14 protein-coding genes are annotated in these 15,192 nt (G+C 70.5%); 7 read left to right on the top strand and 7 right to left on the bottom strand.

The window, feature by feature from the left end; translation table 11 throughout:
• Nucleotides 1–66 precede the first annotated feature (66 nt).
• On the top strand, nucleotides 67–1,890 hold the full coding sequence (locus tag H9624_RS02310) for an AMP-dependent synthetase/ligase (protein WP_251838292.1): 1,824 nt from the start codon (nucleotides 67–69) through the stop codon (nucleotides 1,888–1,890).
• Between the two features lie 225 nt (nucleotides 1,891–2,115).
• Here H9624_RS02310 and H9624_RS02305 read toward each other — a convergent pair whose 3' ends face one another.
• On the bottom strand, nucleotides 2,116–2,313 hold the full coding sequence (locus H9624_RS02305) for a hypothetical protein (protein ID WP_251838291.1): 198 nt from the start codon (nucleotides 2,311–2,313) through the stop codon (nucleotides 2,116–2,118).
• Nucleotides 2,314–2,399: 86 nt separating this feature from the next.
• Between H9624_RS02305 and H9624_RS02300 the strand changes: the two genes are divergently transcribed.
• Nucleotides 2,400–4,172 (top strand): DEDD exonuclease domain-containing protein, encoded by a 1,773-nt coding sequence (locus H9624_RS02300; protein WP_251838290.1) that lies wholly within the window; start codon nucleotides 2,400–2,402, stop codon nucleotides 4,170–4,172.
• Nucleotides 4,173–4,190: 18 nt separating this feature from the next.
• On the opposite strand, the gene H9624_RS02295 is transcribed toward H9624_RS02300, so the two are convergent.
• The 3 genes from H9624_RS02295 to H9624_RS02285 form a co-directional block, all read right to left on the bottom strand.
• Nucleotides 4,191–4,472, bottom strand: a complete 282-nt coding sequence (locus tag H9624_RS02295; protein WP_110850950.1) for an Lrp/AsnC family transcriptional regulator — start codon at nucleotides 4,470–4,472, stop codon at nucleotides 4,191–4,193.
• Between the two features lie 70 nt (nucleotides 4,473–4,542).
• Nucleotides 4,543–5,613: an anthranilate phosphoribosyltransferase gene (gene trpD / locus H9624_RS02290; RefSeq protein ID WP_372435117.1), complete on the bottom strand. Its 1,071-nt coding sequence runs from the start codon at nucleotides 5,611–5,613 to the stop codon at nucleotides 4,543–4,545.
• A gap of 2 nt (nucleotides 5,614–5,615) precedes the next feature.
• A complete protein-coding gene (locus H9624_RS02285; RefSeq protein ID WP_251838288.1) occupies nucleotides 5,616–6,047 on the bottom strand; it encodes a response regulator in 432 nt (143 codons plus the stop codon).
• 283 nt (nucleotides 6,048–6,330) lie between these two features.
• Here H9624_RS02285 and ctaE point away from each other — a divergent pair, with 283 nt between their 5' ends.
• The 5 genes from ctaE to H9624_RS02260 all read left to right on the top strand — a co-directional run bounded on the left by ctaE (nucleotide 6,331) and on the right by H9624_RS02260 (nucleotide 11,386).
• Nucleotides 6,331–6,981 (top strand): aa3-type cytochrome oxidase subunit III, encoded by a 651-nt coding sequence (gene ctaE, locus H9624_RS02280; protein ID WP_251838287.1) that lies wholly within the window; start codon nucleotides 6,331–6,333, stop codon nucleotides 6,979–6,981.
• Between the two features lie 55 nt (nucleotides 6,982–7,036).
• Entirely contained in the window at nucleotides 7,037–7,816 is a 780-nt protein-coding gene (gene qcrC, locus H9624_RS02275) for a cytochrome bc1 complex diheme cytochrome c subunit (RefSeq protein ID WP_251838286.1), read from the top strand.
• Complete coding sequence (gene qcrA / locus H9624_RS02270) at nucleotides 7,813–8,907, top strand: cytochrome bc1 complex Rieske iron-sulfur subunit (protein ID WP_251838285.1); 1,095 nt, start codon at nucleotides 7,813–7,815, stop codon at nucleotides 8,905–8,907. The genes qcrC and qcrA overlap by 4 nt, the downstream gene beginning before the upstream one ends.
• Nucleotides 8,904–10,652, top strand: coding sequence for a cytochrome bc1 complex cytochrome b subunit (gene qcrB, locus H9624_RS02265; protein WP_251838284.1), 1,749 nt, complete (start codon nucleotides 8,904–8,906; stop codon nucleotides 10,650–10,652). Before qcrA ends, qcrB begins: the two co-directional genes overlap by 4 nt.
• A 98-nt stretch (nucleotides 10,653–10,750) precedes the next feature.
• Nucleotides 10,751–11,386: a superoxide dismutase gene (locus H9624_RS02260; protein WP_251838283.1), complete on the top strand. Its 636-nt coding sequence runs from the start codon at nucleotides 10,751–10,753 to the stop codon at nucleotides 11,384–11,386.
• A 604-nt stretch (nucleotides 11,387–11,990) separates the two neighbouring features.
• Here the strand turns inward: H9624_RS02260 and ctaF are convergent.
• The 3 genes from ctaF to ctaC are packed head-to-tail and all read right to left on the bottom strand — an operon-like array spanning nucleotide 11,991 to nucleotide 15,141.
• Nucleotides 11,991–12,446: an aa3-type cytochrome oxidase subunit IV gene (ctaF, locus tag H9624_RS02255; RefSeq protein WP_251838282.1), complete on the bottom strand. Its 456-nt coding sequence runs from the start codon at nucleotides 12,444–12,446 to the stop codon at nucleotides 11,991–11,993.
• Nucleotides 12,446–14,260: an aa3-type cytochrome oxidase subunit I gene (gene ctaD / locus H9624_RS02250; protein ID WP_251838281.1), complete on the bottom strand. Its 1,815-nt coding sequence runs from the start codon at nucleotides 14,258–14,260 to the stop codon at nucleotides 12,446–12,448. Before ctaD ends, ctaF begins: the two co-directional genes overlap by 1 nt.
• Entirely contained in the window at nucleotides 14,260–15,141 is an 882-nt protein-coding gene (gene ctaC, locus H9624_RS02245; RefSeq protein ID WP_443678506.1) for an aa3-type cytochrome oxidase subunit II, read from the bottom strand. Before ctaC ends, ctaD begins: the two co-directional genes overlap by 1 nt.
• Nucleotides 15,142–15,192: the final 51 nt, after the last annotated feature.

Below are 15,192 nucleotides of genomic sequence, written 5' to 3'. Positions count from 1 at the left end.
ACGCCCAGATCTGCCATATCGTGGAGCCGGTAGTCAATCCCTCCTACCGCTGCCACTGGAGTCAGTATGGACGAGTTCCATGTCCCCCTTGCCGTGACGTCCGAATCGTCGACCAGCGTGAGCGACCTCCTCATCGCGCAGGCCACGTCCTCCCCCTCCAAGGTGCTCATCGAGCGCCAGGAGAACGGGGTCTGGCGCGAGTACACGACCAGCGCGGTCCTCGAACTCGTCGAGAGCGTGGCGAAGGGACTCATGGCCGCCGGCGTCGGTCCCGGGGACCACGTCGCGATCATGTCCCGCACCCGCTTCGAGTGGACGATCCTCGACTTCGCGATCTGGCACGCCGGCGCCGTCCCGGTGCCGGTCTACGAGACCTCCTCCCCCGACCAGTGCGCGTGGATCCTCGGGGACTCCGACTGCGTGGCCGCCGTCGTGGAGACCCCCGCCCACGCCGCGACCGTGACGCAGGCCCGCGAGGAGAACGGCGGCCTGCCGCACCTCGGGGAGGTGTGGACGATCGACGACGGCGCCATCGACGCCCTCGTGGCCCTCGGCCGTGAGGTCAGCGACGCCGACCTCGCCGCCCGCCACTCCGCCGTCGGCCTCGACGACATCGCGACGATCATCTACACCTCAGGCACCACCGGCCGCCCCAAGGGCGCCGAGCTCACCCACGGCAACTTCGTCGAGCTGTGCCGCAACGCCATCGAGGACCTCCACGAGGTGTTCGACTACCCCGGCGCGCGCACGCTGCTCTTCATGCCGCTGGCCCACGTGTTCGCCCGCTTCGTCGAGGTCCTCGTCATCGCCGCCGGCGTCCCGCTGGGCCACACGCCGGACACCAAGGACCTGGTCGCCGACATGGGCACCTACCGCCCGACCTTCATCCTCTCGGTCCCGCGCGTCTTCGAGAAGGTCTACAACGCCGCCGAGCAGAAGGCCGCGGCCGGCGGCAAGGTGAAGATCTTCCGGTGGGCCGCGAAGGTCAACATCGCCTACTCCCGTGCGCTGGACCAGCCGGGCGGCCCCGGGGTGCGGCTCAAGGCGCTCCACAAGGTCGCCGACGCGCTCGTGCTCAAGAAGATCCGGGCCGTGCTCGGTGGGCAGGCCGTCTACGCGGTCTCGGGCGGTGCCCCGCTCGGTGAGCGTCTCGGGCACTTCTTCCGCGGCCTGGGGCTCGTGGTGCTCGAGGGCTACGGCCTGACCGAGACCACCGCGCCCGTCGCCGTCGCGCGTCCCGGACGCGTGAAGATCGGCACCGTGGGCACCCCGCTGCCCGGGTGCGGCATCAGGATCGCCGACGACGGCGAGATCCTCGCCAAGGGCATCGCGGTGTTCCGGGGCTACCACAACAACCCCGAGGCGACGGCGGAGGCATTCTCCGACGGCTGGTTCCACACCGGCGACGTCGGACGGCTCGACGAGGACGGCTGCCTGACGATCACCGGCCGCAAGAAGGAGATCATCGTGACGGCCGGGGGCAAGAACGTGGCGCCCAGCCAGCTCGAGGACCCCACCCGCGCCCACCCGCTGATCTCCCAGTGCCTGGCGATCGGCGACCGCCGGCACTTCATCAGCATGCTCATCACCCTCGACGCCGAGATGCTGCCCAGCTGGCTGAAGAACCACGGCAAGGAGCCGATGAGCGTCGAGGAGGCCGCGCAGGACCCGCTCGTCCGCGAGCACATCCAGATGGAGATCGACCGGACGAACAAGAAGGTCTCGCGCGCCGAGTCCATCCGGAAGTTCGTCGTCCTCGACGAGGACTTCACCGTGGACAACGGCTACCTCACGCCGTCGATGAAGGTGCGACGCAACGCGGTGCTCCGCGACTACGCGAAGACCATCGACGACATCTACGCCGAGACGCCCGCCGCCACCCGCGGCTGACGTCCGACCTCCACGGCCGGTGCCCGCGACCGCGCGGGCACCGGCCGTGGTGCGTGCGGGGCACGGCACAGCGCTGCAGGGGCGCGGGCGCGCGGCGCGGGGCGCGGGGCGCGGGGCGCGGCACAGCCTGCCGGTGCCCGGGCGCGGCGCGCGGCACAGCGCTGCCGGTGCCCGGGCGCGCGGCACAGCCCTGCCGGTGCGCGGGGCGTGCTGGCCGGGCACGGTTCAGGCCGTCCCGGACCGCCGCAGCCGCAGCGGCGGGACGAGCCCGCTGTCGGCGAGGACGGCAAGCGCGGTGCGCTCGTCCTCCCCGAGGTCACGGGCCGCCGGCGCCTGCTCGCGGCCGGGGTCGGTGAGGAAGCTGACCACGCAGTCGTCGCAGGCGATGGTCCGCATGGTGCAGGAGTCGCAGTCGATGATCATGCCGCGACCGTAGGGGTGACCTCTGACATCGCGGGTCCCGGCACGGCACCGGGGGCTTGTCGGTGGTCGCACGTACGGTCGGACTCGTGACCGCGAACCTGCTTGCTCCCGCCCCCGGTGGTCGGCTGGACCTCGAGGGCGCCACCCGCGCCGGGGCCGGGGTGCCCCTCCAGATCGGCTTCGACGAGATCGGCGTGCCGCTGTCGGAGGTGACCTTCGTCGTCGTCGACCTCGAGACCACCGGCGGCTCCCCCACGCAGTGCGAGATCACGGAGATCGGCGCGGTCAAGGTGCGCGGCGGGGAGGTCCTCGGGGAGTTCCAGACCCTCGTGGACCCCGGCGGGCCCGTCCCGCCGATGATCACCGTCCTCACCGGCATCACCGACGCCATGCTCGTCGGCGCCCCGCGGATCGGGGAGGTGCTGCCCGCCTTCCTCGAGTTCGCCGGCTTCGGCCCCACCACCGTGCTCGTCGCGCACAACGCCCGCTTCGACGTCGGGTTCCTCCGCGCGGCCGCCTCGCGTCTCGAGATGCCGTGGCCCTCACCCGCCGTCGTCGACACCGTCGCCCTGGCTCGCCGCACCGTCACGCGCGACGAGGCGCCCAACAACAAGCTCGGCACGCTCGCCGCCCTCTTCGGTGCCACCACCAGCCCCGACCACCGCGCGCTGCACGACGCGCGGGCCACGGTGGACGTCCTCCACGGACTGCTCGGCCGCCTCGCGCCCCTCGGCGCCACCCACCTCGAGGACCTCGCCACCCTCGGGGACCCGGTGCCCCACAAGCGGCGCCGCAAGGCCACCCTCGCCGACTCCCTGCCCACCGGTCCCGGTGTCTACCAGTTCCTGGGCCCCGGGGGCGAGGTGCTCTACGTGGGCAAGGCCGTCAACCTGCGCCGGCGGGTGCGGTCGTACTTCACCGCCGCGGAGAAGCGCAAGCGCATCGGCGAGATGGTCGACCTCACCCAGGAGGTCCGTCCCATCCCGTGCGCCACCGAGCTCGAGGCGGCGGTGCGGGAGCTGCGGCTCATCGCCGAGCTCGACCCTCCCTACAACCGCCGCTCCCGCAAGCCGCACCGCCGTCCGTGGATCCGGCTCACCGACGAGCCCTTCCCGCGCCTGTCGATCGTGCGCAGCGTCCCCGCCGGGCGCAGCGCCGAGGCGATCGGCCCCTTCTCCTCCCGGGCCGCCGCGCAGTCGGCGCTCGAGGCGCTGGAGGAGGCCTTCACCGTCCGGCGCTGCAGCCAGCGCCTGCCCGTCGTCCCCTCGGCCGAGGCCCGCGCCTGCGCTCTGGCCGAGATGGGCCGCTGCGGCGCCCCGTGCACCGGTGCCCAGAGCCTGGAGGACTACGCCGAGGTCGCCGCCTCCGTGCGCGCGGGCCTCACCTCCGCGGCCGGTCCGGTCGTCGCCGCGCTGCGCGCGCGGATCGGCACGCTCGCGGGACAGCAGCGCTACGAGGAGGCGGCCGCCGAGCGTGACCGGCTGCGTGCCTACCTCGTCGCGGCGCGGCGCACACAGCGCCTGCGTCCGCTGTGGCGCAGCCCGCAGCTCGTCGCCGCCCGGCGCACCGAGGACGGCGGCTGGGAGGTCGTGCTCGTGCGGTACGGCCGGCTCGCCGGCACCAGCACCGTGCCCCGCGGGGTCAACCCGATGCCGACCATCGACGCCCTCGTCGCAACCGGTGAGGAGGTCCCCGCCCCCTCCACCGTCCTCGGCGCCTCCGGCACGGAGGAGGCCGAGCTCATCGCGGACTGGATCGAGCACCCCGCCACGCGCCTGGTCCAGCACGAGGAGGGCGACGAGCCGCTCGCGTGGCCCGTCGACGGCGCCGCCAAGTACCCCCTGCCCCCGACCGCCTAGCCGGGAGCGGGGGCGGCGTCAGTCGCCCAGGCCGATGGCGAAGGCCGACTCGAGGTCGTGCTTGGAGTAGGCCTGGAAGGCGATGTAGGTGCGGGTGTTGGTCACGCCCTTGACCTTGCCCACGCGGTCGGCGACGACGTCGGCGAGGTCCTCGTGGCGGCGTACCCGCGCCAGCGCGATGAGGTCGACGTCGCCGGTGACCGAGTAGACCTCGCTGATCCCGTCCAGCTCGGCGACCTCCTTGGCGACCTCGGGCACGCGGGAGGCGTCGGTGTCGATGAGGACGATGGCGGTGAGCATGGGGTCTCCTTCGTCTCGCTGCCGGCGGGGTCCCGCCGGCGGTCTCGCTGACGGCCGGTGCCGCCCGCGTTCAGAGGGCGGCGCTGGCGGCTGCCCACCGGTCGAGCACGCCGCGCGCCCGGCCGTCGTCGATGGCCGCGGTGGCCAGGTCCATGGCGGCCCGCAGCCGGGTGACGAGGTCGCCGTCGTCGGCCCTCGTCCCGGGGAGGCTGCCGTGCGCGACGAGAGCGGCGGCCGAGTTGAGCAGGACGGCGTCACGCACCGCCCCGGTCGCCCCGTCGAGGATCTCCCGGGCGACCCCGGCGTTGAAGGTCGCGTCCGCGCCGCGCAGGTCGGCGATGGTCGCCGGCGCGAGCCCGAAGACCTCGCGGCTGTCGAGGAGGTGCTCGGTGACCTCGCCGTCGGCGACGTGCCAGACCCGGCTGGCCGCCGTCGTCGTCAGCTCGTCCAGCCCGTCCTCGCCGCGGAAGACGAGCCCGCGCGTCCCGCGGCGCGCGAGGACACCGGCGACGAGCGGGGCGATCCGCCGGTCGGCGACGCCGATGGCGGCCGCCCGCGGACGCGCGGGGTTGGTGAGCGGGCCGAGGACGTTGAAGGCGGTGGCGACGGCGAGCTCGCGGCGGGCGACGGCCGCGTGCCGCATCGAGGGGTGGAAGGTCTGGGCGAAGCAGAACGTGATCCCGACCTCCCGGAACACCGCCTCCACCTGGGGCACGTCCATGTCGAGGCGGACGCCGAGCACCTCGAGGACGTCGGCGGAGCCGCTCGCCGAGCTCGAGGCCCGGTTGCCGTGCTTGACCACGGGCACCCCCGCGCCCGCGATGACGAGGGAGGACATCGTCGAGATGTTGACCGTCCGGGCGCGGTCCCCGCCCGTGCCGACGATGTCGACGACGTCGTCGGGCACGTCGATGGGCACCGAGTGCTCGAGCATGACGTCGGCGAGCCCGGTGAGCTCGGCCACCGTCTCGCCCTTGGCCCGCAGCGCGACGAGGAAGCCGGCGAGCTGGACGGGACTGGCCAGGCCCGACATCACCTGGTCCATCGCCCAGCCGGTCTGCGTGGCGCTGAGGTGCTCCCCGGCGACGAGGGAGGTGATGAGGTCCGCCCACGTGGGCTGGACCGGCTCGACCCCCTCCACCGTCACCGACGACCGCCCGAGCGCAGCAGTCCGGCCACGGCCTCCTGGATCTCCACCGGGTCGATCGGCGCCTGGACGATCGCGTCGGCCTGCGCCCACGTCGCCAGCCACGCGTCCTGCGGGCGCGCGGTGAGGATGACGACGGGCGGGCACTTGTACATCTCGCTCTTCAGCTCCCGGCTCACGGCCATGCCGCCAGCCTTGGCCGCCTCGCCGTCGAGCACGATGAGAGCGAAGTCACCCTCCCTGGCCTTCATCACCACGCCCTCGTGCGTGGCCGCCTCCGTCCACCGGATCCGGGGGACGTCGACCGCGGCGCGGCGGCCGATGGCCCGGCGGACCTGCTCGCGGGTCGTGACGTCGTCGCTGTAGAGCAGCACGTCCACGACGTCGGTGTCGGTGGTCGCGGCTGCGTCGGGCTGCGCGGGCGTCATCGTCGTCCTCCAGGTTCGCTCGGTACACACCGCGAGGCGCGGTGACCTCCTCGAATGGTAGTCACGCCGCGGGACCGGGGCGCACAAGCCCACGGCCCGGGCCACGCCGTCGTCGGCCCGAATGAGACGAAGCGGACACCGGCCCCACCGGCGTGTTGCGCCGTGACCGGATCGGGACCAAGGACTCAGGCGCGAGATGTCGCGGAACTCCTAGCCTGAGGTCGAGGCGCAGGAGGAAACGCACGCGTCCGGAGTGGTCATCCACGTGAACTTTCGGGCCATAATGGCAATCGTGTCGTCTACTACGGCTGCTCCGAGCGCCCCCCACGTGAACGTCAACCGGCCGAACGCAGTATCGGTCGGCACCATCGTGTGGCTGTCCAGCGAGCTGATGTTCTTCGCTGGCCTCTTCGCCATGTACTTCACCCACCGGTCGGTGTCGGCGGAGATCTGGCCCGAGAACTACTCGATGCTCAACATCCCCTGGGCACTGACCATCACCCTGGTCCTCGTCGCCAGCTCCGTGACCGCGCAGATGGGTGTGTTCGCCGCCGAACGCTTCCAGCCGCGCCGGACCGGCAAGCTGCTGGACGTGCGCCGCTGGGGCATGGAGGAGTGGTTCGTCCTCACCTTCATCATGGGCGCGTTCTTCGTCGCCGGTCAGGCCTTCGAGTACGCCGAGCTCGTCTCGCACGGCCTCACGGTGTCCTCCAGCCCCTACGGCTCGGTCTTCTACATCATGACGGGCTTCCACGCCCTCCACGTGCTCGGCGGCCTCATCGCCTTCCTCTTCATCCTCGGCCGCTCGTTCGCGGCCAACCGCTTCGGCCACTACGAGGCCACCGGCGCGGTCGTCGTGTCCTACTACTGGCACTTCGTCGACGTCGTCTGGGTCGCGATGTTCTTCATCATCTACTTCCTCGAGATGTTCTAGAGCACCGGCGACCCGCCCCCGTTCCACCCGCAACGCCAGAGAAGGACACATCACCGTGAAGGCACTCGCCGCCAGCAGAAGGCACCGGCTCGCGCCGGTCGTCCTCCTGCTCCTGGCCCTGATCCTCACGGGGGTGGCGTACTCAGCCGTCACCTCCGAGCCGGCCAACGCCCAGGCCGCCAGCCAGGACATGATCGAGGAAGGCGAGGCGCTGTTCCGCTCGAACTGCTCCACCTGCCACGGCCTGGACGCCCAGGGCACCGACCTGGCGCCGTCGCTGGTCGGCGTGGGTGCCGCCTCCGTGCACTTCCAGGTGTCCACCGGCCGCATGCCGATGGCCAACAACTCCCCGCAGGCGGAGCGCAAGGACCCGCAGATGAACGAGGAGCAGACGGCCGCGCTCGCCGCGTACGTCGCCAGCCTCGGCCCGGGCCCCGCCATCCCCTCCGACGAGCAGGTCGACCCCGAGCTCGGAGACGCCGCGAGCGGCATGGAGCTGTTCCGCACGAACTGCTCGATGTGCCACAACGCCGTCGGCGCCGGTGGTGCGCTGACCGAGGGCAAGGTCGCCCCGCCGCTCGACCAGGCCACGCCCACCCAGATCTGGGAGGCCATGCGCATCGGTCCGCAGTCCATGCCGATCTTCAACGAGGCGTCGGTGACCGACGAGGGCGCCCGCGACGTCATCGCCTACATCATGGAGCAGCGTGAGGTCGCCCCCGGCGGGTTCTCGCTCGGCAACCTCGGCCCGGTCTCCGAGGGCTTCTGGGTCTGGCTCGTCGGCATCGGCGGCATCATCGGTATCGCAGTGTGGATGGGAGCACGGTCCTCGTGAGCACGAATCGCCCCTCTGGTGACCTGACCCCCGCCACGGGCGGGGCACCGGTCGCCGACGTCCCCCAGCGCTTCGAGGACCCGGGCCTGCCGCACCACCCCGAGCGCATGGCGGACCGCGACCCGAAGGCCGCCAAGCGCGCCGAGCGCCAGGTCGTCACGCTCCTGCTCGTCTCGATCCTCGCCTCCGTCGGCGGGGTCGTCGGCTTCCTCTTCATCCCGGTCGGGACCACGCTCCTGGACGTCCGCCTCTCGACGATCGCTCTCGGCGTCGGGCTGGGGCTCGGCATGCTGGGCATCGGCCTCGCCGCCGTCCACTGGTCCAAGACGCTCATGTCGAACACCGAGTACGTCGAGCAGCGCAAGCCGGCCGCCTCCTCCCCTGAGGTCCGCGAGCAGGCCGTGACGATGCTCGAGACCGGTGTCGCCGAGGCCGGGATCGCCCGTCGCCCCGTCCTCAAGGGCGCACTCGTCGGAGCCGCGGCCCTCGCGCCGTTGCCCTTCGTCGTCCCGCTCGTCGGTGAGCTCAGCCCGTCGTGGGACACCCGCAAGTTCCGCTACACCGCCTGGGGCGACGTGCCCGAGGGCACCGGTGGCCGCCTGCCCGACGGCACGATGGGCCGTCGTCTCGCGACCGACCCGGACAACCGCCTCATCCGCGCCGCCGACGTCACCAACGGGTCGGCCTTCCAGGTCATCCCGCACGGCATCAGCGACCAGGAGCACTACCTGGAGGAGAAGGCCAAGGCGGTCGTGTTCATGACGCGCATCGACCCCTCCGAGCTCAACGTCTCCCCCGAGCGCCGGGACTGGAGCTACGACGGCATCGTCGCCTACTCCAAGGTCTGCACCCACGTGGGCTGCCCCGTCGCTCTCTACGAGCAGCAGACGCACCACCTGCTGTGCCCCTGCCACCAGTCCACCTTCGACCTCGCCAACGAGGCCAAGGTGGTCTTCGGACCGGCGAATCGCGCCCTTCCGCAGCTCCCCATCACCGTGGACACCGAGGGCTACCTCGTGGCCCGCTCGGACTTCCACGAGACCGTGGGCCCGAGCTTCTGGGAGCGCGAGCGAATGGATGAGAACCGATGAGCACCACCACGGCTCGCAAGCCCAGCAAGGCGGCACCGGCCGCTGACTACCTCGACCAGCGCACGGGTATCGGCAAGGCCGTCAAGGAGTTCGCCCGCAAGGTCTTCCCGGACCACTGGTCCTTCCTCCTCGGCGAGGTGGCGCTCTACAGCTTCATCGTCCTGGTGCTGTCGGGCTTCTTCCTCACGATGTTCTTCGTCCCGAGCATGGGCCACGTCACCTACCCCTCGGACGCGCTGCCCGAGGCGATGCAGGGCGTGGCGATGTCCGAGGCCTTCGCCTCGACCCTGCGGATCTCCTTCGAGGTGCGCGGCGGCCTGCTCATGCGGCAGATCCACCACTGGGCGGCCCTGCTGTTCGTGGCGTCGATCGTCGCGCACATGCTCCGCGTGTTCTTCACCGGCGCGTTCCGCAAGCCCCGTGAGCTCAACTGGCTCGTCGGCTTCTCGCTGATGATCCTCGCGCTCCTCGCCGGCTTCTCCGGCTACTCCCTCCCCGACGACGTCCTGTCGGGCAACGGCCTGCGCATCGCCGACGGCGTGGCGCGCGCGATCCCGATCGTCGGCTCCTACGTCTCCCTCGCGCTCTTCGGCGGGGAGTTCCCGGGAACCGACATCGTGCCGCGGCTGTTCACGATCCACATCCTCGTGGTGCCGGGCCTCATCATCGCGCTGGTGACGGTCCACCTCATCCTCGTCGTCGTCCACAAGCACACGCAGTACCCCGGGCCCGGCAAGACGGAGAAGAACGTCGTCGGCTACCCGGTCCTGCCGGTGTACGCCGCGAAGGCCGGTGGGTTCTTCTTCATCGTCTTCGGCTTCCTCGCCCTGCTCGGCGGCCTCGTGTCGATCAACCCGGTGTGGACCCACGGGCCCTACGACCCCTCGCCCGTGGGCGCGGGCGCCCAGCCCGACTGGTACATGCTCTTCCTCGAGGGCGCGCTGCGGCTCATGCCGGGCTTCGCCGAGTTCACGATCTTCGGCTACGTCCTGTCGCTCAACGTCCTCATCCCGGGTGTCGTCGTGCCGGGCATCCTGTTCACCGCGCTCGCGGTGTGGCCCTTCCTCGAGGCGGCCGTCACCAAGGACCGCGGCGAGCACCACGTCCTGGACCGCCCGCGGAACGCGCCGACCCGCACCGCCGTCGGCGTCGCGATCATCACCGCCTTCATGGTGCTCAACGTCGCCGGCTCCAACGACCTCGTCGCCACCCACTTCGAGCTGTCGCTCAACGGCATCACGTGGTTCCTGCGCATCGCCCTCTTCGTCGCGCCGGTCTTCGCGTTCTGGCTCACCAAGCGCATCTGCCTCTCGCTGCAGCGCCGTGACCGCGAGCTCGCGCTCCACGGCCACGAGACGGGCCGCATCGTGCGGATGCCCACCGGTGAGTTCCTCGAGGTGCACCAGCCCCTCACGCAGGAGGAGCGCTGGCTGCTCGTCCACCACGAGGCCGACCGCATGCTCGAGATCGAGCCGCCCGAGGACGAGAACGGTGTGCGCCGCCCCGGCGCCGCGAAGGACAAGCCGCTCCAGCGCCTGTCCCGCCTCCTCTACGAGGACCGGGTCGAGCCGGTGACCCCGGCCGAGCTGGCCGCCGCGAACGCCGAGCACGGCGCTCACGGCAACGGCAACGGCAGCCACGCCGAGGTCGAGTCCGGGGGCCTGCGTGAGGCCTTCGACCGTCCCGAGGAGCGCGCGTCCATCGGCGCTGGAACCGACGGGCGGAACAACCCGACGTCGTCGTAGGTTAGACCGATGAGTGCATGTGCCCGGCATCACTGCCGGGCACATGCCATATGTAGGCCGGTGCGTTCCCGCACCGGGACGACCTGAGGAGGAGACACATGACCGTGTACACCCTGCCGGAGCTCCCGTACGACTACAGCGCCCTCGAGCCGCACATCAGCGGCAAGATCATGGAGCTGCACCACTCCAAGCACCACAAGACCTACGTCGACGGCGCGAACACCGCCCTCGAGAAGCTCGCCGCGGCCCGTGAGAGCGGCGACAACGCCGCGATCAACCTGCTCGAGAAGAACCTCGCGTTCAACCTCGGTGGCCACGTCAACCACACGGTCTTCTGGAACAACCTCTCCCCCGAGGGCGGCGGTGAGCCCGAGGGCGAGCTCGCCGAGGCCATCAAGGACCAGCTCGGCTCCTTCGAGGGCTTCAAGGCGCAGTTCACCGCCAACGCGACGAGCATCCAGGGCTCCGGCTGGTCCGTGCTGGGCTGGGACTCGATCGGCCAGAAGCTGTCGATCTTCCAGCTCTTCGACCAGCAGGGCAACGTGCCGCTGGGCCTGACCCCGGTGCTCATGCTCGACATGTGGGAGCACGCCTTCTACCTCGACTACCTCAACGTCAAGGCGGACTACGTCAAGGCGTTCTGGAACATCGTCAACTGGCGCGACGTCGCCGCTCGCCTCGAGCGCGCGCGCACCCAGACGGCGGGCCTCATCACCCCCGTGACGGTCGTCTGACGCCTCCGTAGCGCCGCGAAGGCCCGGCAGCCCCCTCAGGGCTGCCGGGCCTTCGTGCGTCTGTGCCTGCCCTCGTCTGGTACGCACGTCCGCACCGCTCGACGCACCTGCCACACGCCGCTGAGGTACCGCAGGTGCGTCCCAGAGACGCGGCTGCCGGCTCCCGGCCGTGCAGCCCGAGGAGTCGCCGCTGCAACGCTCGGCCCGTCGATACCCGACGGCGGCGCCTCAAGCGCGCGCTGCCCGACGACGGGGCCCAATCACGCTCGTCACCGTCTCCGACGCCCGCGTACCGCCACAAGGGCCCAGCAGGCGCCCATGAAGCAGCCGCTCTCGGTGCCCTCGTCCGGTACGCACGTCAGGACCGCTGGACGCACCTGCCACACGCCGCTGAGGTACCGCAGGTGCGTCCCAGAAGACGCAGCTGGCGACTCCCGGCCGCGCAGTCGCCCTCCGCCGTCCGCACCGACGGACGCCGCCGCCCCCGTACGGGACGCAGCTGCGGTGAACCCGGCACGGCGTACAGCCGCGGCTGCCCCCAAGAAACGCCGAACGGGCGGCACTCCTCGTGGAGCGCCGCCCGTTCGGGCCGTGTGAGGTCAGCTCAGTGCGCGTGCGGGCCGCGCGAGAACTCGTAGGTGTGACCGATCAGGCCGACGACGCCGACGGCGACGCCGATCCCGAAGATCCACCAGCCGACGGCCACACCGGCGAAGGCCAGCGCCGCGGCGACGCCGAGGACCAACGGCCACCACGAGTGCGGCGCGTAGACGCCGATCTCACCGGCGTGCTCGTCGACGTCACTGACCGGGTTGTCCTCCGGACGCGGGTCGACGCGACGGGCCAGCAGCGCCAGGTAGAAGCCGGACAGGCCGTACAGCCCGACGAGGAGGAGCAGGGCGACCGTCCCGATCGGCTCCCAGCCCGTCCAGAAGCCGTAGACCAGGGCCACGGGGAGGAAGAAGACGACGCCGGCGATGAAGAGCCACTTCTCGACGCCAAGGGGCTTGGGGTGCTCGGCGGACTGCTCGCCGGGTGCGCGGTCGTGCTCGCGTGCCATCAGGCCTTGCCCTTCTTCTCGTCGTCGTCCTCACGCTCGAGCGTGGCCGTGGACGTGCGTCCCGGCTGCGGCTGGGAGGCGGCGTCCCCGCCACCGGTGCGCTGGGCGTCGCCCAGTGCCTGCTCGAGGACACCCTGGTCCGGCACCGCGGCCTGGTCCATCGCCGCGACCTCCGGGTGGTGCAGGTCGAAGGCGGGACGCTCGGAGCGGATCCGGGGCAGGGAGGTGAAGTTGTGCCGCGGCGGCGGGCAGCTGGTGGCCCACTCGAGGGAGTTGGCGAAGCCCCACGGGTCGTCGACGAACACGGTGCGCGGGCCGCGCGAGGTGACGTAGACGTTCCACAGGAACGGCAGCGTGGACAGCGTGAGCAGCGCGGCGCCGGCGGTGGAGACCTGGTTCATCAGCGTGAAGCCGTCCTCGACCATGTAGTCGGGGTAGCGGCGGGGCATGCCCTGCGCGCCGAGCCAGTGCTGGATGAGGAAGGTGCCGTGGAAGCCGAGGAACAGCATCCAGAAGTGGACCTTGCCCAGACGCTCGTTGAGCATCCGGCCGGTCATCTTCGGCCACCAGAAGTAGAAGCCGGCGAACATCGCGAACACGACGGTGCCGAAGACGGTGTAGTGGAAGTGCGCGACGACGAAGTAGGAGTCGTGGACCTGGAAGTCCATCGCAGGGCTGGCGAGGATGATGCCGGTGACGCCACCGAAGAGGAAGGTGACGATGAAGCCCAGCGACCACAGCATCGGCGTCTCGAAGGTGAGCTTGCCGCGCCACATCGTGCCGATCCAGTTGAAGAACTTCACACCGGTCGGGACCGCGATGAGCATCGTCATGAGGGCGAAGAAGTCCAGCAGCGCTCCACCGGTCGTGTACATGTGGTGCGCCCACACGGTCATCGACAGGGCCGCGATGGCGATCGTCGCGAAGACGATGCCCTTGTAGCCGAAGATCGGCTTGCGGGAGAAGACCGGCAGGACCTCGCTGATGATGCCGAAGAACGGCAGCGCGATGACGTACACCTCGGGGTGGCCGAAGAACCAGAAGAGGTGCTGCCACAGCAGGGCACCGCCGCTCTCCGGGTTGTAGATCTGCCCGCCGAGCACACGGTCGAAGGCCAGGCCGAACAGCGCGGCCGCGAGGACCGGGAACGCCATGAGGACGAGCAGCGAGGTGATGAGGATGTTCCAGGTGAAGATCGGCATCCGGAACATCGTCATGCCGGGCATGCGCATCGTGATGATCGTCGCGATGAAGTTGACCGAGCCGAAGATCGTGCCGAAACCGGTCAACCCGATGCCGAGCACCCACAGGTTGCCACCGAGGCCCGGTGAGAACGGCTCGAGCGACAGCGGCGTGTAGGCCGTCCAGCCGAAGCTCGCCGCCCCCTTCGGGGTGAGGAAGCCGGCCAGCGCGATGAGCCCACCGAAGAGGAACAGCCAGTAGCTGAACATGTTGAGCCGCGGGAAGGCGACGTCAGGGGCACCGATCTGCAGCGGCACGAAGACGTTCCCGAAGCCGGTGAACAGCGGCGTCGCGAAGAGGAACAGCATGATCGTGCCGTGCATGGTGAAGAACTGGTTGTACTGCTCCTTGGACTGGAACAGTGCCATGCCGGGGTCGAAGAGCTCCAGACGCATCGCCATGGCGAGCACGCCGCCGATGAGGAAGAACAGGAAGGCGGTGATGAGGTAGAGGTAGCCGATGACCTTGTGGTCGGTCGACGTCACCCAGCTGACGACAGTGCGTCCCAGGCTCTGGCGCTCCGGCCGCAGCCCGGGGACGAGCTGAGGGCGTGCCTCGTCGGTGGTGGCCATCAGTTGTTTACCGTCCCGTCCTGCAGGTAGCCGCGCTGGTCGTACACGCGGTTGTACTCCTCGCCGCGGACGCCGACGTTGCCGGCCTCCCGCAGCGCATCCATCTGGGCGTCGTAGGTCGCACGGTCGACGACCTCGACGTTGAAGAGCATCTCCGAGTGGAACTCACCGCACAGCTCGGCGCACTTGCCCTGGTAGTGGCCCTCCTCCTGCGGCGTCACCTGGAAGACGTTGGTGTGCCCGGGGATCATGTCGATCTTGAAGAGGAAGGCGGGGATCCAGAACGAGTGCTGGACGTCGCGGGAGTCGACGATGAACTCGACGGTCTCCCCCACCGGCAGGTAGAGGGTCGGGAGCGTCTCCTCGACACCCTCCTCACCGGTGAGCTGGACGCGGCCGCCCTCGGAGAAGACGCCATCGTCGATGTAGTTGAAGTCCCAGCTCCACTGCTTGCCGTAGGCCTGGATCGTGAGGTCCGGCTCCGCGCTCGTGTCCGTGAGCTCGTGCGTGACCTGGGTGGAGTAGAAGTACAGCACCCCGATCATGAGGATCGGCACGACGACGTACATGAGCTCGAGCGGCACGTGGTAGCGCAGCTGGACCGGGAGCGCGTTGTCGTTCTTGCGCTTGCGGTAGGCCACGATGCACCAGATCGTCAGGCCCCACACGATGACGCCGACGGCGAGGGCGGCGACCCAGGCGCCGCTCCAGTGGTTGATGATCGACTCGGTCTTGTCGGTCAGGCCCGGCTCGGAGGGCAGGAAGCCGTTCCGCGGGGCGCCGAGCTCGGCACAGCCGGCGAGGGTGAGGGCCGCCACAAGGCCCAGGACTACCAGTCGCCAACCGCGGGGCGAGCGGCTACCGGAGGACGGTGATCGCACTTCAAGACCTTCCGACACGACGCGTTTAGGGCATTTCAGACAGGACCTACG

This window comes from Oceanitalea stevensii, assembly GCF_014837105.1.
Lineage (GTDB): Bacteria > Actinomycetota > Actinomycetes > Actinomycetales > Actinomycetaceae > Oceanitalea > Oceanitalea stevensii.
This window is presented reverse-complemented; position numbering and strand designations above follow the sequence as displayed.

Bases quoted from the DNA above. Each gene is read 5' to 3' on its own strand.
- H9624_RS02310 (WP_251838292.1), top strand. From the start codon at position 67: ATGGACGAGTTCCATGTCCCCCTTGCCGTGACGTCCGAATCGTCGACC.
- ctaD (WP_251838281.1), bottom strand. From the start codon at position 14,260: ATGGCCACCACCGACGAGGCACGCCCTCAGCTCGTCCCCGGGCTGCGG.
- qcrB (WP_251838284.1), top strand. From the start codon at position 8,904: ATGAGCACCACCACGGCTCGCAAGCCCAGCAAGGCGGCACCGGCCGCT.
- ctaE (WP_251838287.1), top strand. From the start codon at position 6,331: ATGGCAATCGTGTCGTCTACTACGGCTGCTCCGAGCGCCCCCCACGTG.
- H9624_RS02285 (WP_251838288.1), bottom strand. From the start codon at position 6,047: ATGACGCCCGCGCAGCCCGACGCAGCCGCGACCACCGACACCGACGTC.
- ctaF (WP_251838282.1), bottom strand. From the start codon at position 12,446: ATGGCACGCGAGCACGACCGCGCACCCGGCGAGCAGTCCGCCGAGCAC.
- H9624_RS02260 (WP_251838283.1), top strand. From the start codon at position 10,751: ATGACCGTGTACACCCTGCCGGAGCTCCCGTACGACTACAGCGCCCTC.
- H9624_RS02305 (WP_251838291.1), bottom strand. From the start codon at position 2,313: ATGATCATCGACTGCGACTCCTGCACCATGCGGACCATCGCCTGCGAC.
- H9624_RS02295 (WP_110850950.1), bottom strand. From the start codon at position 4,472: ATGCTCACCGCCATCGTCCTCATCGACACCGACGCCTCCCGCGTGCCC.